The organism is Streptomyces sannanensis (assembly GCF_039536205.1).
GTDB classification, from domain to species: Bacteria; Actinomycetota; Actinomycetes; order Streptomycetales; family Streptomycetaceae; genus Streptomyces; species Streptomyces sannanensis.
This window is the reverse complement of sequence record NZ_BAAAYL010000004.1, coordinates 57,503-75,749: the sequence shown is the minus strand read 5'-3', so window position 1 is coordinate 75,749 and position 18,247 is coordinate 57,503. Positions and strand designations below refer to the sequence as shown.

The 18,247-nt window shown below is 69.0% G+C and carries 13 protein-coding genes and 5 pseudogenes; 10 read left to right on the top strand and 8 right to left on the bottom strand.

Annotated features, from left to right (window positions below; translation table 11 throughout):
* The first annotated feature begins 237 nt into the window (after positions 1-237).
* Entirely contained in the window at positions 238-477 is a 240-nt protein-coding gene (locus ABD858_RS36430) for an antitoxin MazE7 (RefSeq protein WP_345045918.1), read from the top strand.
* 3 nt (positions 478-480) lie between these two features.
* Positions 481-855, top strand: coding sequence for a toxin Doc (locus ABD858_RS36425; protein WP_345045916.1), 375 nt, complete (start codon positions 481-483; stop codon positions 853-855).
* 308 nt (positions 856-1,163) lie between these two features.
* Here ABD858_RS36425 and ABD858_RS36420 read toward each other — a convergent pair whose 3' ends face one another.
* Positions 1,164-1,886, bottom strand: a complete 723-nt coding sequence (locus ABD858_RS36420; protein ID WP_345045915.1) for a GNAT family N-acetyltransferase — start codon at positions 1,884-1,886, stop codon at positions 1,164-1,166.
* A 196-nt stretch (positions 1,887-2,082) separates the two neighbouring features.
* Between ABD858_RS36420 and ABD858_RS36415 the strand changes: the two are divergent.
* The 3 genes and pseudogenes from ABD858_RS36415 (at position 2,083) to ABD858_RS36405 (ending at position 5,166) form a co-directional block, all read left to right on the top strand.
* Positions 2,083-3,007: pseudogene (locus tag ABD858_RS36415) on the top strand (IS630 family transposase).
* A gap of 73 nt (positions 3,008-3,080) precedes the next feature.
* Positions 3,081-4,084 (top strand): annotated as a pseudogene (locus tag ABD858_RS36410) (IS5 family transposase).
* A 110-nt stretch (positions 4,085-4,194) separates the two neighbouring features.
* Positions 4,195-5,166: an IS630 family transposase gene (locus ABD858_RS36405; protein ID WP_345045913.1), complete on the top strand. Its 972-nt coding sequence runs from the start codon at positions 4,195-4,197 to the stop codon at positions 5,164-5,166.
* A gap of 190 nt (positions 5,167-5,356) precedes the next feature.
* Here ABD858_RS36405 and ABD858_RS36400 read toward each other — a convergent pair whose 3' ends face one another.
* Positions 5,357-6,040 (bottom strand): GNAT family N-acetyltransferase, encoded by a 684-nt coding sequence (locus tag ABD858_RS36400; protein WP_345045912.1) that lies wholly within the window; start codon positions 6,038-6,040, stop codon positions 5,357-5,359.
* 50 nt (positions 6,041-6,090) lie between these two features.
* Complete coding sequence (locus tag ABD858_RS36395; protein ID WP_345045910.1) at positions 6,091-6,588, bottom strand: hypothetical protein; 498 nt, start codon at positions 6,586-6,588, stop codon at positions 6,091-6,093.
* Positions 6,589-6,833: 245 nt separating this feature from the next.
* On the opposite strand from ABD858_RS36395, the gene ABD858_RS36390 reads away from it, so the two are divergent.
* The 3 genes and pseudogenes from ABD858_RS36390 to ABD858_RS36380 all read left to right on the top strand — a co-directional run bounded on the left by ABD858_RS36390 (position 6,834) and on the right by ABD858_RS36380 (position 9,383).
* Positions 6,834-7,958, top strand: coding sequence for a HEAT repeat domain-containing protein (locus tag ABD858_RS36390; RefSeq protein WP_345045909.1), 1,125 nt, complete (start codon positions 6,834-6,836; stop codon positions 7,956-7,958).
* Between the two features lie 99 nt (positions 7,959-8,057).
* Positions 8,058-8,411: pseudogene (locus tag ABD858_RS36385) on the top strand (GTP-binding protein); the annotation flags it as partial.
* Positions 8,412-8,906: 495 nt separating this feature from the next.
* Positions 8,907-9,383 (top strand): urease accessory protein UreD, encoded by a 477-nt coding sequence (locus ABD858_RS36380; protein WP_345045968.1) that lies wholly within the window; start codon positions 8,907-8,909, stop codon positions 9,381-9,383.
* 241 nt (positions 9,384-9,624) lie between these two features.
* On the opposite strand, the gene ABD858_RS36375 is transcribed toward ABD858_RS36380, so the two are convergent.
* Both ABD858_RS36375 and ABD858_RS36370 read right to left on the bottom strand, forming a co-directional pair.
* Positions 9,625-10,218: an isochorismatase family protein gene (locus ABD858_RS36375; protein WP_345045908.1), complete on the bottom strand. Its 594-nt coding sequence runs from the start codon at positions 10,216-10,218 to the stop codon at positions 9,625-9,627.
* 397 nt (positions 10,219-10,615) lie between these two features.
* Positions 10,616-11,974 (bottom strand): FAD-dependent oxidoreductase, encoded by a 1,359-nt coding sequence (locus ABD858_RS36370; protein ID WP_345045966.1) that lies wholly within the window; start codon positions 11,972-11,974, stop codon positions 10,616-10,618.
* 71 nt (positions 11,975-12,045) lie between these two features.
* Here ABD858_RS36370 and ABD858_RS36365 point away from each other — a divergent pair, with 71 nt between their 5' ends.
* Entirely contained in the window at positions 12,046-12,291 is a 246-nt protein-coding gene (locus ABD858_RS36365) for a hypothetical protein (RefSeq protein ID WP_345045977.1), read from the top strand.
* Here ABD858_RS36365 and ABD858_RS36360 read toward each other — a convergent pair.
* Positions 12,242-12,457: pseudogene (locus ABD858_RS36360) on the bottom strand (hypothetical protein); the annotation flags it as partial. The gene ABD858_RS36365 and the pseudogene ABD858_RS36360 overlap by 50 nt on opposite strands.
* A gap of 78 nt (positions 12,458-12,535) precedes the next feature.
* Here ABD858_RS36360 and ABD858_RS36355 point away from each other — a divergent pair.
* Positions 12,536-12,670, top strand: a complete 135-nt coding sequence (locus tag ABD858_RS36355; protein ID WP_345045976.1) for a hypothetical protein — start codon at positions 12,536-12,538, stop codon at positions 12,668-12,670.
* A 113-nt stretch (positions 12,671-12,783) separates the two neighbouring features.
* Here ABD858_RS36355 and ABD858_RS36350 read toward each other — a convergent pair.
* Both ABD858_RS36350 and ABD858_RS36345 read right to left on the bottom strand, forming a co-directional pair.
* Positions 12,784-13,025, bottom strand: a pseudogene (locus ABD858_RS36350) (IS5/IS1182 family transposase); the annotation flags it as partial.
* A 130-nt stretch (positions 13,026-13,155) separates the two neighbouring features.
* The gene (locus ABD858_RS36345) at positions 13,156-17,709 is read right to left on the bottom strand and encodes a carboxypeptidase regulatory-like domain-containing protein (RefSeq protein WP_345045906.1); all 4,554 of its coding nucleotides are present in this window, start codon (positions 17,707-17,709) and stop codon (positions 13,156-13,158) included.
* Positions 17,710-18,247: the final 538 nt, after the last annotated feature.

The following is an 18,247-nucleotide window of genomic DNA, read 5'->3' as shown; positions in this document are numbered from 1 at the left end:
GGCAGGGTGAGCGGCCGATATCGCAGGCGGCGCCAGGTGACCACTGTGCCCGATCCGCGGGCTGCCGCCCAGCCTGATTTCCGTGAATTCCCACAGGTGAGAGAGCCGACCACTACCCTGCGGGCCAACAGCAGCGCTCAGACGGGCCAACTACAACGCTCACGGGCCAGGTGAAGCGCTCAGTCTCATTTCGAGAAAAGGTATTCCCTTCGGTATGCCGTTGGGCATACTCAAGGCATGGAGGATACAAGCGTCAAGATCGACACGGCGACCCGGGACCGATTCAAGGCCCTGGCCGCAGAGCGCGGGCTGACCATGCGCGACTACCTCGCCGAGCTCGCCGAGAAGGAGGAGCATGCCAAGCTGCTGGACTCGGCCACGGCCGCTTTCCGGCGTGCCATCGCGGAGCCCGGGGTCGCCGAGGCGTTCGACCGCGACTTCGGCGGGCTTCCGCAGAACACGCGGCGGGCGGCCTGACCTGTGGAACTGCTGATCGACCACCGGTGGCTCCTGGACCGCCAGGAAGAGCTGCTCGGCAAAGAGCTCACGGTCAACGACTTCTCCGTCCTGGCCGCAGCAGCGGCCCGGCACCGGGTCAATACGCCGCAGCTGGGCTACAACCCCGACGCCTACTGGCGGGCTGCCGTGCTGCTCGAGGAGATCGTGCTGCTGCGCCCGCTGCCCGCCCGCAATGAGTTCTTCGGCTACGGCGTCGCCATCGCCTACATCAGGGCATCCGGTCAGACCGTGGAAGCGGCGTACGAGCCGTGGCGGGATCTGATCAACGACATCCGCGCGCTGCGCCTGGACGTTTACGACATCGCCGACCGCCTGCGGTCCTGGCGCGCCCCCTGAGCCGCGGCCTGTGGTTGCCCGGGGGTCCACGGCCTCACGGTCACCCCTGAGCCGGGGATTCGGCAGATGCCAGGAATGAAACCGGTGCGCCTGGGGCAGCGCCAGTCGGGTGCCATGCCCTTGGTGGCTGATCTACCCCGGTGCATATCCGGGGCACCCGATGCGAACGGGGTGGGTGCCTTGTTTGGCGCCCGCCCGCGGCGGTTGGTGCTGTACAGGCCCCAGTCGGCGTACCGAGGCCTTCGCCAGGGGCGGAAGCTGCTGGAACCGCGCTCGTGGCGACGCTGAGCGGAGGCCGTAGACGAGGGTCAGCGGCGGCGGCGCCAGCGGGTGAACACGCACTCGTTGGGGCCGGCGTGGATACCGAAGGGGATGTCGATGGGGGCGAGAGAGAATCCCTGTCCGGGGTCAAGGACGGTGTACCCGCACCGGGAGTAGAAGGCGCCGAGGTCGCGTTCGGTGTCGTACGAGCCGTACAGCACAAGGAAGCCGAGCTGCTCGTATACCTGCCAGGACCGATTGAGTAGGGCGGCGGCGAGACCTTGGCCGCGGGCCGTCTCGGCGACCGCCAGGCCGTGGACCTTGGCGACAGCCACGCCCATGGTCAGGGCCCTATGCGGCTCGTAGCCGTGCTCCAGCGCCTTTTCGATGATGGTTCCGGGCGCGGTGACAGCCAGCACGCCCACCACCTTCTCGTCCTGAGCGACCGCGACCAGCGGCAGGCTGATGCCGGACATCGACTCGGGCATGGGCTGCGTGATGAACGCGAGGACAGCGGTTTCGAAGAAAGTCTTCGTGGTGCCGCCCAGACCGGCCAGCAGAACTGAGGCGGAGGTACCGGTCTCGATGGCGGACCGCAACGCGGGCATGAGCCGAACCCCGGCCATGTCCAGCAGCGTGTCGGCCGCGTCCGTGTCCCGTACTCGTGCGAGTCGGATGCGTGTGCCTGCAGGGCCAGGCCAGCCCGCCCGCACTCGGCCGGCGGACAACGGCGCGGGACGCGCGCCCTTCCTCGCCGTGCGCTTACCCATGGACAACCCCCTTATGGTCACTGCTGAACGTCGTTCGGCCGTGCACGGGGATCTTGTCCAGGTGGCGGGGCGGCCTATGAGCGTCCTGAAGATCTTGGAATCGCGCCCGGCTTGCACCGGTTCATGGCGATTGATATTTACCGGCAATCCGGGGTGAGTCAGGCGGCCGGAGCAAGATCTTTAGGAGCGAGAGACGTTGCTGCGCTGGTCGCGGCGGGCAACGTCCTCGCAGGCTCTGGCGTTGCGGTGCCGGATCGTGCTCGTGTGCGCTGACGGCGGTTCGAACACCGCGGTGGGAGCGGAGCTTGGGGTCCACCCGGTCACGGTGGCCAAGTGGCGCAAGCGGTTCGCGGCCGACCGGCTCCAGGGCCTGTCCGACGAGCCGCGGCCCGGCCCGCCCCGCACGGTGAGCGACGAGAAGGTCGAGGAGGTGGTCGTGCGGACCCTGGAGACCACGCCGAAGAACGCCACGCACTGGTCGACACGGGAAATGGCCGCGGCCAGCGGCCTGAGCCAGTCCACCATCTCGCGGATCTGGCGGACCTTCGGCCTCAAACCGCATCTGGTGGACACCTTCAAGCTCTCCAAGGACCCGCAGTTCATCGAGAAGGTCCGCGACGTCGTCGGCCTGTACCTGGACCCGCCCGAGCGGGCCATCGTCCTCTGTGTGGACGAGAAGTCACAGATCCAGGCACTGGACCGCTCGGCACCGGTGCTGCCGATGATGCCAGGCATGCCCGAGCGCCGCACCCACGACTACCTGCGCGGCGGCGTGACGACCCTGTTCGCCGCCCTGAACGCGGCCACCGGCGAGGTCATCAGCTCGCTGCACCGCCGGCACCGCGCGGTGGAGTTCAAGAAGTTCCTGGCCAAGCTGGACAAGGAGGTCTCCGACCAGCTCGTCCTGGCTCAACCAAGTCGAGCGCTGGTTCGCACTGCTGACGGACAAGCAGATACGGCGCGGCGTCCACAGGAACGTCCAAGCCCTGGAGAAAGACATCCGGGCCTGGATCGCCGACTGGAACAACGACCCAAGGCCCTTCGTCTGGACGAAGACCGCTGACGAGATCTTCGAACGCCTCGCCGGATATCTGAACCGAATCAAAGACTCAGGACACTAGGGCGCGTATCGAGTCGTGATCAATTTGCGGGATTCGCCCTCGCAGTCGGGCCTGGTCCGGTAGATCGTCTTGCATGACGCGCGTGCAACTTACAGATGACGAATGGGAGTTCATCGAGCCGTACTTGCCGATCGGTAGGTACGGTCCGTACCCCGAGCGGCTGCGGCAGCAGTTCGCGGGCGTGATCTGGCGGTTCCGGACGGGCGGGCAGTGGCGGGAGATGCCGAAGGAGTTCGGCGCCTGGCCGACCGTCCACAACCGCTTCCGGCAGTGGAGAGACGCCGGCGTCTTCGAGGCCCTGCTGGAGGGCCTGATCGCGGAAGCCGCGAAGCGCGGCGAGGTGGACTTGTCCCTGGTCAGCGTGGACTCCACCACCGCCCGGGCCCACCACAACGCCGCCGGGATGCACCTCGACCAGGACATGCTCACCGCCTTGGAGAAGGCCGCCGCCGAGGAGGAGAAGGCCCGACAAAAGGGGGCGACACGGAAGGGCAAGACGGACAGGAAGTCGGAAACAGCCCTGAGCGGGACGAACGGCGACGCATCCGGCGCCGACGCAAACTCCGACTGAAAGCCGCCCTGCTCGGACGCTCCAGGGGCGGGCAGACCAGCAAGATCCATGTCGCTGGCGACCGTAAATGCCGCCCGCTGGCGTTGATCCTGACCGCAGGACAGGCCGCAGACAGCCCACAGTTCATCCCCGTGCTCAAGAAGATACGGATCCGGGGGCCCGTCGGGCGTCCGCGCACTCGGCCCGACGCGGTCGCCGGGGACAAGGCCTACTCGTCCCGCGGAAACCGTGCCTACCTGCGAAAACGCCGCATCAAGGCCGTCATCCCGGAGAAGAAGGACCAGGCCGCCAACCGCAAGAAGAAGGGCAGCAAGGGCGGTAGGCCTGTCAGCCACGACGCCGACCTCTACAAGGAGCGGAACACCGTCGAGCGACTGATCAACAAGCTGAAGGCGTGGCGAGGCATCGCCACTCACTACGACAAAACCCCTGCCAGCTACCTCGCCGGCCTCCACCTTCGAGCCTCAATGATCTGGATCAAGGACCTCACTCGAACCACTCCTTGATCACGACTCGATACGCGCCCTAGTGGCTCGTCACGCATCCTTGGCCGGGTAATCGACCTTGCTCTCGCCGACCAGCAAACTGTCTTCAGGACTTGATCTTGGAGGTGGTCGTGGGGCGTCGACCGAGTGTGTTCGTCCGGCCGGTCAGCATGGAAGAGGGCCGCCGGCTGCAGCGGATCAGCCGGACCGCGAAGGACCCGGTGAGGCTGCGGCGGGCGATCGTGGTGCTGATGTCCGCCCAGGGCCAGACGGTCAGGGACATCACCTCGCTGATGCAGGTCGGTGAGGACTACGTCCGCGATGTCATCCACGCCTTCAACGAGCGGGGGTTCGACGCGCTGGACCCAAAATGGAGCGGGGGACGCCCCAAGACGATCAGTGACGAGGTGCGCGAGCACATCTGCCTGATCGCCCGGACGTCCCCCGCCGACTGGAAGGTCACAGCGTTCTCCACCTGGAGCCTGAGCAAGCTCGCCGAGCACCTGGCCAAGCACAAGGTGGTGGCGGTCATCAGCCGGGAGACTCTGCGTCGGATCCTGCGCGCCGGCAAGGTCTCCTGGAAGACCACCACCACGTGGAAGGCGTCCACCGACCCGCAGTTCATCGCCAAGATGCACCGCATCCTGGCGCTGTACGACACCCCGCCAGCCGACGGGCGGGTGATATGCGTCGACGAGTTCGGGCCGCTGAACCTGATGCCCCGCAAGGGCAAGGCATGGGGGCCGGTGAGGCGTCCGAAGCGGCTGCGGGCCACCTACAACCGCCACGACGGTGTGATGCACATGCTCGCCGCCCTCGATCTGGCCACCGGCAAGCTGTACTACCGCATCCGACGGCGCAAACGCTGGCGCGAGTTCCTCGACCTGCTCAAGGCCCTGCGCAGGCGCTGGCCCGGTGAGAAGCTGTATGTGGTGCTGGACAACTTCTCCCCGCACAAGCACGCCAATGTCCGTGCCTGGGCCGCCGCGAACGAAGTCGAGCTGGTGTTCCTGCCGACCTACGGCTCCTGGCTGAACTGGATCGAGGCCGAGTTCGCTGCGCTACTTCGCCCTCAACGGCACCGACCACCGCAGCCACGATGAGCAGAACGCGGCAATCGGCGCCTACGTCCGCTGGCGCAATGCCCGTGCCGAACCGAAGAGGAACTTCGCACCCGACTCCCCGATCCGTTCCTGGACCGATTACCCGGCCAAGGCTGCGTGACGAGCCACTAGGAGCGTGGGTCAGTAACAAGCAGGCCGGCAGTTGTTCTGCGGCGAGGACTTCGCCCAGCTACCGTGACGTGTCGCTTGCCTGTCCGGTGGTCGGGTTGCCGTACACCGTCGGCTCCCCCGTGGGGTTGGTCGGGTCCGGGTCGGTGGCCAGGCGGGCGTGCAGGTGCTCGTCGTGGTATGCCCCATCGCCGAAGCGGTGTGAGTCGCGCAGGGTGCCTTCGGGGAGGTAGCCGCAACGGTGGGCCACCCGGCAGGAGGCCTCGTTACCGACTGCGTGGGCGATCTCGATCCGGCGGGCATCGGCCATCCGGAAGGCCCAGCTGGTGACCGCCCTCGTTGCCCGTGTGGCCACACCCCGTCCGCGGGCAGCCGGCAACGTCCAGTAGCCGATCATCGCCAGGCCATCCGCACGGTCGACCCAGCGCAGGGTGACGCTGCCCAGCAAAGCGCCGTCGGTAGCGGTCAGCACGGCGAAGGAGGCGCTGGCACCACGGTCCCAGCCTCCGTCGCGAGACTCCAGCCATACCAAGGCGTCGCTGCGGTCGGCTGTCGCGAGAGGGTTCCAGAGGGCGATCAGCGGGTCCGCCGCGGCGGCGATCAAGCCGTCCAGCATCGTCTCCGGCTCGGCGGCCTCCCGGCCCCACGGGTGCAGCAGTACATCGCCCAGGTCGAGCGTGGTGCGGACGAAGACCCGCCGGTCGGCGGGGTTCCGGGAGGCAGGCAGGCGCGCGGAGGTGCTCATGGCGCCCTTCCTACCCGGTCATCAGGCCTGTCGCCAGCCTTTTCCGCCGGTCACAGGTAGGGCTGGTCCTGGAGCGCGGCCGCTTCGTCGTCCCGGCCGGCGCTGTCCGAGACGTCGGTCAGGGCAGCGGCGATGAGCCAGTCCTGAACGTGGGGCCGCAGCAGGCCGAATGCCTCGTCGCCCCGGCCGTGCCGGGCGATCATCCGCGCATAGAACTCCAGTGCCAGCGGGTGCCCGGCCTCCATACGTGATCGGGACAGCGCGATAGCCTCGTCGGCTCGCCCCCAGCTCTCCAACAGTTCCGCCGTGGCGCTGACAGCCGTCCGCCATCCCGTGGCGGCATACGGGGCGAGCACCTCCAGCGCCTGCTCCTCGCGGCCCTGACAGGCCAGCAGCCGCGCCCACTCCTGGGCGCAGAACCACTCCCCACGACCGGCCCAGAACTCCACCTCCTCGGCATGGCCGAGTTCGAGAAGCCGGGAGACCAGATGCGGCGGGATACAGCCGGACTGCGTCCGGACCCGATAGTCAAGATCGTCAGTGTCCACGACGACGTACCGTAGCCCCTCCCCCTGACAGCACCGGCAGCTCTCGTGCCGTCCCCTTGGAAAGCGGGCGACCTGAGCACACCACACACTGCCCGCATCGCCGGCGACAGTGGCACTGATGCGCTCCCGAGCTCCGACCACGGGGCCTTGTCAGTGGCAGGTGTGATGCTTTCCGTGTGACGACCCAGGATGAGCACCCGTTTTCCGGTGGGGCCGAGCGTGGCCCACTGCCTGACCCCCGCTCCGTGCTCGAACACACCGACTGGGCCGTGCTGGAGCACGCCTACGGCCCAGCGCAGGACACTCCAATTCGCCTGGTCCAGCTCCTGGACGAGGACCCGGAGGTTCAAGCGGGAGCGCTGGGCATGCTGGACATGTCCGTACTGCACCAGGAGTCCTTGTACAGTGCGACGGCGCCGGCCGCGCTGTACGTGGCAGCGGTGTTGACCGATTCCCGCACCATGACCATCCACGACAACTACTCCGTCTGGGATGAGCGGCCTCGGCCACTGCGCGCGGCGTTGCTGGAATGGCTGGGCATGATCGCGGATTCGGCCGCCTACGGCGAGACGACCGGCGAGGACGACGGCAACGATCCGCGGGACACCGATGCGGTCCGCGCTGTCCGCGGCCTGATCTGCGACGCCGTCCTCCCACATCTCCGGGCCACCGACCCCGCGGTCCGGGAGGCCGCCCTTGGCGCCACCACCGCGCTCCTCCAGTCTCCCGGCCTGGCCGACCGGATCCCGGAAACCACCCAGGTACTGCGGGGGCTGATCTCCGAGAGTTCCGTTCGGCGTGAACGCGCTGGCGCGGTCTTGACCATCGGCGCCTGGGGAGAGGACAGCACTCGTTGGCTCGCCGACCCTGACCCCGCCATCCGTGCGTGCGCGGCGCTGTCACCAGGCTGCAACGGGAACGCCGAGGCGACGCGAATAGTCCTCGAGGCGCTGCTCGATCCGGCGACCGTCGACTCCTGGTTTCTCGAACCCACCGCGGCCGACCCCTGGGCCGTACACCCACTTCCGCACATCGAAGGCCGCCTGCGACACGCCCTTCTGGCCACGGCCATCGACCGCACCAGCGACTTCGAGGAACTCCTGCCGGCCGCCCTGGCCTCCGTACCGTTCTGCAGCAACCTCACCATCGCCGACGACTGGGGACCCCTGCTCGCCGCAGCATTCCCTTTCGGCCACGTCCAGGAAACCCATCTCACACCCGCCCAGCACCGCTACTTGAACGCTCTCGTCGACCACGACCTGTGCTGGCGCCACACCCACCTCATCACCTCATGGTTCGACGACATCGGCCTCCCTCCGGCCCGCAACGCCATCAGAGCCCTCCTGACCGGGCCGCAGCCGCGCCCATAGACAGGCCCCGGCCCGAACCTCTCAGCCACCAGGGCAGAGCAGGAATACCGCACGGCTCGAATGACGCTCCCTGCCAGCTGGCGCCTCACAGTGGTCCGCCTCGAAGCGGTGGAACAGTTGGAGGAGACGCTTCAGGAGCTGGACCTGGTGCTCATCGAGTCCGGCGGCGACAACCTCACCGCCACGTTCTCCCGCGGCCTCGTCGACGCCCAGGTCTTCGTGATCGACGTGGCCAGCGGTGACAACATCCCCCGCACGGGCGGGCCCGGCATCACCACCGCCTACCTCCTCATCGTCAACAAGACCGACCTGGCACCATGCGTCGGCGCCGACCTGGGCACCATGGCATCCGGCGCACAACGCCGGCGCGGAGACCTGCCCGTCGTCTTCACCAGCCTCACTCAGCCCGACGGGATCCGCCCCGTCGCCGACTGGGTCAACGCACGCCTGGCGTGCCTGGCGGACCGGGACAGCCGCATGACCCGCACCACCGCCTCCGCGCCCCTGTCAGGACCAGCACGACAAACGCCCCATCCCGTCCACAGGGCCGCACCCGCCGAGCACGACGACGCCAGGCATAACAGTCCGCAGTGCGCCGTGGCGGGGGCGAGCGAGGAATCCGCTGTCCACCCCAGCGGCGTACACGCCACAGCCCGGATCCGCGCGGAACACAACGGCCGCACGACCACGCTCCCGTTGCTCCACAGCGACGGCCCCTTTCACTTGAGGCGACTGCGGTGCCGCAACGGACGCGCACGGGTCAGCGTGCTCGGCGCGATGAGCGCGCCGCTGGGAGGGGACCGCCTCGCACTCGGCATCACAGCCGGCACACGGGCCCGCCTGGACGTGGCCACGTCCGCCGTCACCATCGCCCTGCGCGGCTCCACGACCGACCCCGCCACCTACGACGTACGGCTCACGGCAGGCGAGGACGCGTCCTTGAACTGACTGCCCCAGCCGCTGATCAACACCCGCGGCAGCACCCTGCACCAGACGTACACCGTCGAACTCGCCTCCACCGCCCGGCTGGTGCTGCGAGAGGAGCTACTGCGCGGCCGTACGGCGGAGCATCCCGGGCACCTCACCACCCGCCTGACCGTCCGCCGCGCCGGCCGGCTCCTCCTCGACCAGCACACCGCATACGGCGGCCCCGCCCCCACCTGGGACGGTCCCGCCGTCCTGGGACACTACCGCGCCTGCGGCCAACTCCTCATCGTACGACCAGACATGACAGCCCCTTGCGAACCGGTGCACCTCGGCGACAACCCGGCGGCGGGCTTGGCCGTATTGGCCCCGCCCGCCGGCAGCAGCGCCCTCCGTGCCACGGCCGTCGCTTCGCCCTCCGCCCACCTGCGCGACCTTCTCGACACCGCCCTCGCACATGCCGAAGAGACCGACTCTCCAGCCGGGGCGTCCTTCGCCTGACCCCCGGCCCCTCATCGTGGGCGACCTGGCACTGTCCTCGGCGCCACCGTCATCACCGTGCTAACCCGGGTTACCTCTGCTGATCATGTGACTTAAGGTGAACACCGTCACTGCCAGCCCGGCCCAGCCGCAGCGTGGGCATCCAACCTGCCGCACGGCAGCCGAAGGTGACACGGGGCGAGCGGGCCGCCGAGCGCCATCGGGTGCGGGAGCGCCCACGCCTGGCCGCCCCGGAAGGGGATCAGCCGCGGACGACGGGTTCGCCGGTCAGTGCGACGCCCGCCTGGCGCAGTTCGTTGATGGCGTTGGCGGTGGTGTCGGCGGCGACGCCGGCGGTGTAGTCGAGCAGGACACGTACGGCAAAGCCGGCCTTCGCGCCGTCCAGCGCGGTGGCCTTCACACAGTGATCGGTGGCGATGCCGACGACGTCGAGGTCGCCGACGCCGCGTGCGCGAAGCCAGTCGGCCAGGGACGTGCCGTCCGCGGCCGAGCCCTCGAAGCCGCTCTTCGAGGCGGAGTGCGCACCCTTGTAGAAGACCTCGTCGACGGCCCCGGAGGCGGCGGTCGGCGCGAACTCCGGGTGGAAGTCGCCGCCCTCGCTGCCGACGACACAGTGCACGGGGAAGGAGTTCTGGAAGTCCGGGTGGTCGGAGAAGTGCCCGCCCGGATCGATGTGGTGGTCGCGGGTGGCAACGATGTGCGCGTAGCCATCGCCAGCCGAGCGCCGGACCAGGTCGGCGATGGCGCGGGCCCGGTCGGCGCCGCCCTTCACCGGGATGCTGCCGCCCTCGCAGAAGTCCTTCTGCACATCGACGATGATCAGTGCTCGGCGCACGGCGGTAAGCCTTTCCTCGCGGGAGTCCGTGCTTGGATGTCTACCCTCTTCCGCTGTGGTCGGGTGCGTCACGGCCCGGTCGTTCACCCGTCCGGCCATGTCCGCCACGCGTGCGCGGCGGCAGGCGCCCTGGGGCCTCCTGCGCCGCGACCTGGCCGAGTCCGAATCGGAGCATGTTGATCGCGACTCCGGACAGACCCTGGGTTTCCGCGGCGAGCGGGGCGTACGTCCAGGCATGCCTACGATCGACCGTTTTGCCATACAGCCGGGTGCCCACCGCCGGGAAGTCACTCGTTCGGGCCCCTGGTGGGTGTCAGGCGCATCGCCGCCGATTTGCCGGCTTCGAGGCCGACGCACGTGGACCGGCGCGGACAAGGCCATCAGCTGCCGGCCTCGCTCAAGCCCGGGGCTCCTCCGGCGTTGTCGGCGGCTCGGTGGGTGCCGGCGCGGGCGGGCGGAAGAGGACGGCCCGGGCCACGGGCGGAGCGAACAGGGCGGTGACGGGTGCGCAGAGGGCCAGTACGGAGCGGAAGACGGGCCCCACCACGGGGTCGCCGGGGTAGCGCTCCAGAACGCGCCGCAGGTACCAGTCGGCGACGCGGTCCGCCGGCTTGGCGGCTGCGGCAGTGCCCACCGCACCCGGCATCGTGCGGTCCGCCCCGGCGGAGATGTCCCACGCCTGCCGGGACGCCGCGAGGAGTGCCCTCTGCACGCGCCGCGTCGTGGGGATCCGGCGCGGATCGGCCAGCGCGTCGCGCAGGGCGAGGGCGCTCATCGCGGCGACGGCCATGCCCTGCCCGTAGATCGGGTTGAACCTGCACAGGGCGTCGCCGGTCGCAAGGAAGCCGGCCGGGCGGCGGCCGGGCAGGTCGTAGCGGCGGCGGATGTTCGCGGTCCGCCGGTAGCCGAACGCCGGCGAGAGCGGTTCGGCCTCGTCCAGCCACTGGTGCAGGAGCGGATGCGGCAGCCTCTTCTTGGTGTACGTCACGAACTCGTCGTCGTCCGTGGGCGGTTCGTCATCGCGCAGCCCCGACACGATGACCAGATGGGTGCCGTCCTCCAGCGGCAGCGCGCCACCGGCGTGGACCTGGGCGGGGCTCGGGTAGACGTAGTAGCCGCAGGTGTCGCCGTCGAGGACGCCGCTCCTGCCGCGGTAGACGCGGGAGGCGTATGCGAGACCTGTGTCGATGGTCTCCTCGTGCGCGGCCTCGGCCCCGATCGCTGTCAGCCACTGCTGGGCCTTCGTACCGCCGCCGGAGGCGTCGATCACCAGGTCGGCCTCAAGGGCCTGCTGCTCCCCCCGGACGTCACCGGAGCGCTCCCGCAGCAGCACGCCCCGCACGCGCGAGGCGTCGCCGAGGAGCCCGACGGCATCGGTCCCCTCCATCACGCTGATCACCGGGTCGGCAAGGACGCGCCGCCGCACCAGCTCCTCCAATTGCCCGCGGGAACCGGTGTAGATGTGCGTCGTCGCGGGCAGCCGCCGGAACCAGCGCCCGTTCTGCCTCTGCACCATGTCCGACGGCATGCCCAGGCGCGGTGCCCCCGCCGCCCGCAGCTCCGCCAGGAAGCCCGGCAGCAGCGACTCCAGGGCCACCTGCCCGCCCTCCAGCAGAACATGCGGATGCCGGCCCTGCGGTACGCCGGGCCGCGGCCTTGCGCCGTCCGGGAACCGGTCGCGCTCGACGACGGTCACCCGGTCGGCATGCCCGGCAAGGACGTGCGCCGCGAGCAGCCCCGCGAGGCTCCCGCCCACGACGACGGCATGCCGCGCGCCCCGTCCGCCGCCCGCACCCTGACGACCCGTTTTCTCCGCAGACTTCACTGATGCGCCCCCTGGTCACTTCGTCGTCAGAAGGCACCAGTATGCCGCTTTACGGGCCGGATCGGCTGCTTTCTGGCTCTTTCGTACATCCCGAAGTGCGGTGGTTCGGTAGCGACAGCGATCATCCCGGGCGTGAGCAGTGCAAGGCTGTGTTCGCGGAGCACGCGAGTGTGGTGGCGATGCTGCCGGAGGACCTGATCAGCCCTGACGGCCGGGCGAAGCTTCGGCACGCCGCCGGACTCCGCTGAGGTTTCCGCGTTCAGACCACCTGCGAGACGGCGGGGCTCGTGCTGGAAAGGCCACAGCTTCGTCGAAGCAGCGGCCGTACTGGAGGCAATGGTAGAGCTGGCCGAGCATGCGGTTGAAAAGGTGCCTTTGGGCGGCTGCATGCCAGTCTCCGTGGTCGTCGCGGCGCCAACCGGAGTTGCTCCCTCCTCGGCCAGTACAGGAAGACCCCTGTCCGGCACTTCGATCCTTCTGCGAGGAGCCCCGATGAACCAGCGCCCGCTGAAGTCCCGTCCGTTCGCTTCCGTGCGCCCGCTCGCCTCGGCCCGCCCGTTCCTGTCCTCCCACCCGGGCCAGGACCGCGCGGACCGTCCGTTCGCGACGGTGGCGGCGCGCCAGTAACCCACGACGACGCACCCTCCCCCAGTGCCCGCCCGGGCCCCAGTCCAGGACCCGGGGGCGGCTGCACTGCGCCGGCACGCGCCCCAGCCTGCCCCCGGGCCGCTGAGCTCCCATTCCGCCGCCTGACGGTCGGTCAGGCCCCCGACGAACTGCAACACGAGCACCAGCGACAGCCGCCCCGGTGACCAGACAGGCTTGCCCCGCGCCGGAACAGGTCCGCGAACTCCTCGTCCGTGAACAACGGCCCCAGCTCGTCCCGGCCCCGGATTGCCAGGCTTCCCTTCGGGAAAGCGGCCCGCGCCACCCGCACCGTCTCCGCCGGGATCTCCCCAGAACCCTTGGGCTGCATCGACATCCGCACCCACCCCATACGACAACGTCGGCCTTCAAGACCACAACCAGGTCTTGAAGGCCGACGTCACGCAGGGCCCGAATTAACCAACAGCGTCCGGTGAACGGCGCGGGCCCGGTGGATCAGACTCCTCTCAGCAAGCGGTGGGGCGGAGGGCGAAGTCGGTGGTCACCGCCTCGCCCGCCTTGAGGTTCACCAGCCTGGACTGCGGCTTCCAGCCATCCTGAGCCGCGATGATCTCGACGGGGTTGTCCCTCGGAGCCCAGATGACGTACCGGCCATCCGCATCGGTCTTCAGGGTGTGGGTCCAGCCCTTCTTGCCGTTGATCTGGACGGTCGCCCCGCGCAGCGCGGTGCTGTTGCCACGGCAGTCGACGCCGGTGACGACGCCCGTCGCCTTGCCCCAGTCCTTGGGCGGCTGCACGGTCATCGTCACGTCGATCGGTGCCACGGGCGGGGTGTCCGACTTGATGCCGAGCTGGGCGGTGTACTTGCCGGGCTGCTGCACACCCGCCGCCGTGGAGGCATCAAACTTCACGTTCACCGTGATGCTCTGCCCGGGCTGCAGCGTCGCCGACGTCGGGGACGCGGACAGCCACGGTACGTCGGTGACAGTGGCGCACTGGTCGAAACCGGGCAGCAGTTCGCTGTCCGGCGTCGGGGTGAAGCCGCCGGTCGAGCCACCGACCTTGACGAACCCGCACGCCGCACCCGCCCGGTAGCGGGCGAAGTTGGCGTTGGGCAGCGCCGACCAGGAGTTGGCCGCCGGGTCGTACGCCCAGCCCTGGTTGGTGACCGTGGTGGAGTTGTTGATGACACCGGTGGAGACCAACAGCAGGCCGTTCGCAGTGTCCGCGGCCACCCCCCAGAAGTCGACCGGCAGGTCGGCCATCTGGGTCCAGGCGTTCGCGCCCGGGTTGTAGGCGTACGTGCTCTTCAGCGTCGTCGGCCCGTTGCCGCCGGCGCAGTAGAGCGTGCCGTCGATCCCGCCGCAGCCCTGCCACGCCACCGCGACCGGGTACGCGGCGACCGTGGTGAACGTGTTGGCCCCCGGGTTGTACCGGACGGTCACATTGGACTTGTTGCAGTTTCCGTCCACGCAGCCGCCGACCAGGTAGATCTGGCCGTCGACCACCCCGATGCCGGGCGCGGCCCGCGGGGCCGGGTTGGTGCCGGCCCGGGTCTCCCACGCGTTGGTACCGGGGTCGTAGGCGTAGACCTTTGCCGACACGTTGCCCGCCGGGTCCCAGCCACCGAAGACGTAGAGCTTGCCGTCGACGAACGTCGCTGCCGGCTTCTCCAGGGCCGCCGGCATGTCGGCGATCTTCGTCCAGGTGTTCGCCGCCGGGTCGTACACGTAGCTGTTGGCGAGGTTGGCGGCGCCGTCGGTTCCGCCGACCGAGTACACCTTTCCGTCGTACGCGGCCACGGCGTTGTCCATGACCTTGATCGGGTAGTTGGCCGTGTTGTTCCACGGCGGCGCGTACGGGGTCGGCTCCAGGACGTCGCCGGGCTTGCTGTCGCCCCGCCAGGCGGGCGATACGCCGCCCCCCTTGACCCGGAGGTTCTGCAGGCGCGCGCCACGCGTACCGAGCTTGTCGAAGTCGCCGGCCCGCTCGGACAGCTCAAACGTGGCCGGTGCGGTGCCGTCGTTGCGGATTGTCGTCGTCGCCGTCTTGGTCTGGCCCAGCGTCAGGGTGCTCTCCACCGATGGCGGGGTGATGGTCAGCCGGCCCGCCTTGAGTGCGAAGTCCTCCCGCGTGGCCCGGTCAGCCGCCACATCTATCGTGGACGTGACCGATTTGTACTGGTTTTTCGCCCCGGTGAACGGGTGGTTCCCGGTCAGGGTCGAGAACATCCAGTAGAAGCCGTCGCCGAGTTTGGCGTCGTCCGGAGTCGGCCCGGTCACCGCCTTCTCCGCCGGCTTGTCCTCACTGGTCACTGTCGCATCGTTGAGCCCGGCGCCGGTGTTGCCGTCCAGCACCCGGCCGACCACCAGACCACCCGGGATCGGGTCGCAGGACCGGTTGACGATCGACACGTTGTCCAGCTCCCACCACCATGCGTAGGTGGCCTGGTAGTGGAACCGGATCCGCACGCCGGACTTCCCGGCCGCCTGCGGCACCGGGATCTCCTCCAGCACCGGGCCACGCCGGCTGGTGCTGGTCCAGTGCGACACGTTCTTCCAGGTCGTGCCGTCGTCAACGCTCACGTCGACGTCGGCGAACCCGCCGAGCGCCCGGTAGTCGCTGTTGAACCGCAGCACCGGTGCCGGTACGGCGGACAGGTCCATCGCCGGGGTGATCAGCGCGGTGTCCATCGGCTTGCCGGAACCGGCGTTGTCGCTGTCCGCGATGGCGTACTTGCCGCTGCCGCCGGTGAGGTTGCCCCGGTTCCTCGGGTCGGTGAAGTTCCAGCCGCCGTTGGGGGTGGTGTTCACCACGCTCCAGCCGGCCGGCGTGTCCCCGGAATCGAACTGCTCGGTGACGACCGGTTCGCCGTAGCCGGTCTTGTACCCGGTGGCGTCGCAGGAGGTCGCGACCGCCAGGTCGAAGTTCCGCACCAGGTTGCTGTCACTGACGGTGACTTGTGCCGTGCCTTGCTGGTAAGACGGGTACATCGCCTTGACCGTCAGGCCGTACTCGGCCCCCTGCGGCAGATCGACGCTGTACGCGCCGGTCGCCGGGTCGGTGAAGACCGGGCCGCCTGGCTTGCCGGCCACGTCGATGCGCGCGTAGAGCGGCCAGCCATGCCCGGAGCCGTCCTTCACCACGCCGCTGACCTTGCTCAGCGGAACCGGGTCGAGCGCGAAGTTCGCCGTCACCGTGCCACTGTCGGGCACGGTCACCGTCTCGGACTTCGACGCGTAGCCGAATGCCGAAGCGGTCGCCTCGTGCTGACCAGCCGGCAGGGTCAGCTTGTACCCGCCCTGGTCATCGGTGACGGTGCCGCTACCGCCGACGCGTACCGTCGCACCGGCGATCGCTCCGCCACCGGACTTGGTGACCTTGCCGGTCACCTCGCCCCGCGGGCCGTTCACGCAGTTGGGGAACTTCATCGCACCGATGCGGGTCTGCCAGTTGGCGGAGCTGGTCTGGGACATGTACTCGGAGGTGAACCAGAACGTGCAGCCGTCCGTCGGGTCCACCGACATCGAGCTGTAGTCGCCCCAGCGGGCCGCCGAGTGGGTCTGTGCGCCGGTCCCGGCGATCAGGGTCCGCTCGCTCTGCCCCAGTTCGCCCAGCGGGTCACCGGAGAGTCGCCCGGCCACCCGGATCGACGGGAAGGACGTGCTGCCCGATGACGAGTAGCCGATGGCCATGTTGCCGGATACGTCCATGGCCGCGCTGGCCATCCACCGGTTCTCGCCGTCCGGCGCATAGGTGCCCTGCTGATGGATAGCCCAATCGGCGGGCGAGTTGCTGCGCAGTTCGTACCACCGTACGCCGGCGTGGTCGCCGCCGGCATCCACGGTGTGGTTGAGCACCATGGAGGCGTGGTCGCCGAAGTTGCGGTAGGCCGCCCGGTACATCAACCGGTCGGCGATCGCGTCCAGCCGCGCCGAGGTGCCCTGCTGCGGGATGCAGGACCGGGCGCCGTTGCACATGTTCGAGTCGAACGGTGCGGTCTCCAGGGACCGGTTCGGGGCCAGGTTGTTGCCGAAAGTGGAGTTCGCCGGGTTGGTCCAGTCGACGTGGAAGTCCCACATCAGCAGCCGGTCGGTGGGCGAGGTGCCCCACGCGTCGTCGTCGAACATGACGAACGGGTTGGGTGCCCCGGCCGGCGGCGCCTGGCCCTCTGCGTCGGCTGGCAGCAGGCCGCCGAAGTCCGGACCGAGGTGGAAGTACACCATCCGGGCCGGCTGGCCGGTGAGCATCTTCTCCCGCTCGAAGGCCACCGCTCCGGCGCCGACAAAGGACGGCGCGAACTCGTTGGTGGTCATGTAGTAGGCGTCCGGCCAGATCCCGTACTTCGGGTAGTCGTTCATCCGGGTCTGGTGGTAGAGGAAGTCGTACCGGTAGAAGGCCCCGGTCGGGTCCGGGGTCTGCGAGATCGCCATGCACTGGTGGTTGCCGGCGGATCCGCCCGGCAGGGCGAACTGGGTGATCATCCAACGATCGGCGGTCTCGTCGTAGAGGACCACCGGGTCGCCGTCGTTCCTGGTCTCGCACGGTCCGCCGAAGCCGGCGAAGACCGCATTGCCCGGCAGTGGTCCGAGCAGCTTGTTGCCGCTCTTGTCGAACACGGCGTAGTGGAGGTTGACCATCTGGACGTAGTGGTTGGGGCCGACATCGCCGTTGGTGTCCGGCGGCAGCACCCCGTCGACGTTGCCGACGCCCTCGAAGTTGGCCTTGAACTCGGGTACCTGGCTGGCGGTGAAGCCACGCTGGACCTGGCTGCTGCCCTCCTTCGCGGACGGGTTGACGACGGCGCGATCCAGCGAATGGGCCGGCTGCACGGAGGGCTTGGCGCTGCCGCGCTTGGTACCGCCAGGCTTCGCGGAGATGTCACGCAGCTTTGGGGAGAGGTCGTGTTGCACCGCGTCGCGTACCTTCGCCTTCGCGGACGGCCGGGCTACGGGTGCGGCGGGCTTCGCCGTGGCTGGTAGGCCACCGACGAGCAGGGCCAACATGGCCAGGACTGCCACCAGTCCCGCTTGTAGGGTTCTTCGTCGTGTACGTTGCATGGGACATTGCCTCCTTGCCGGGGCAAACCGGGATGTCTCAGACCACGTGGGGGGTTTGGGCTACAGGGGTTCGCAATCGTCGTCCGGGTCGACCCCGGGTGACATGTCCGCAACATTAAAGAGAATGTAAGGATTGCTGAGTAGAGTGATTTCCGGACACACGTGAAGCGAGCCCAAACTCATCTGCCTCAGTCGTTGAGCAGCCGCCACGCGGTGAGGGCGAGCCCGGCCCGCATCAGCCCGGCGAGCTCGGTCAGTTCGATGCCCAGGGTCTTTGCGATCGGTTCGAGTCGGCGAGCGACGCCGCTGTAGTGCAGGTGGCTCGGCGCAGGGAGCCGGTGGCACAGTAGGCGTCCAGAACCTCCATGTCTCCTGGGCTGCCTGCGATTCGGGCGACAGCGGCCACGTCGGCGTTGCCGCGTGAGGCGTCCTGAGGACGTTGTCACGCTGTCGAGGATGTTGGCGCTTGACGGAGCGTCGGGGCGTGCCGGGGTCGGGTTCCGGCTCCGCGCTCAGGCCGTGGCGGGCAGGCCGGCGG

Bases quoted from the DNA above. Each gene is read 5' to 3' on its own strand.
- ABD858_RS36430 (WP_345045918.1), top strand. From the start codon at position 238: ATGGAGGATACAAGCGTCAAGATCGACACGGCGACCCGGGACCGATTC.
- ABD858_RS36420 (WP_345045915.1), bottom strand. From the start codon at position 1,886: ATGGGTAAGCGCACGGCGAGGAAGGGCGCGCGTCCCGCGCCGTTGTCC.
- ABD858_RS36400 (WP_345045912.1), bottom strand. From the start codon at position 6,040: ATGAGCACCTCCGCGCGCCTGCCTGCCTCCCGGAACCCCGCCGACCGG.
- ABD858_RS36365 (WP_345045977.1), top strand. From the start codon at position 12,046: ATGCGCCCCCTGGTCACTTCGTCGTCAGAAGGCACCAGTATGCCGCTT.
- ABD858_RS36355 (WP_345045976.1), top strand. From the start codon at position 12,536: ATGAACCAGCGCCCGCTGAAGTCCCGTCCGTTCGCTTCCGTGCGCCCG.
- ABD858_RS36345 (WP_345045906.1), bottom strand. From the start codon at position 17,709: ATGCAACGTACACGACGAAGAACCCTACAAGCGGGACTGGTGGCAGTC.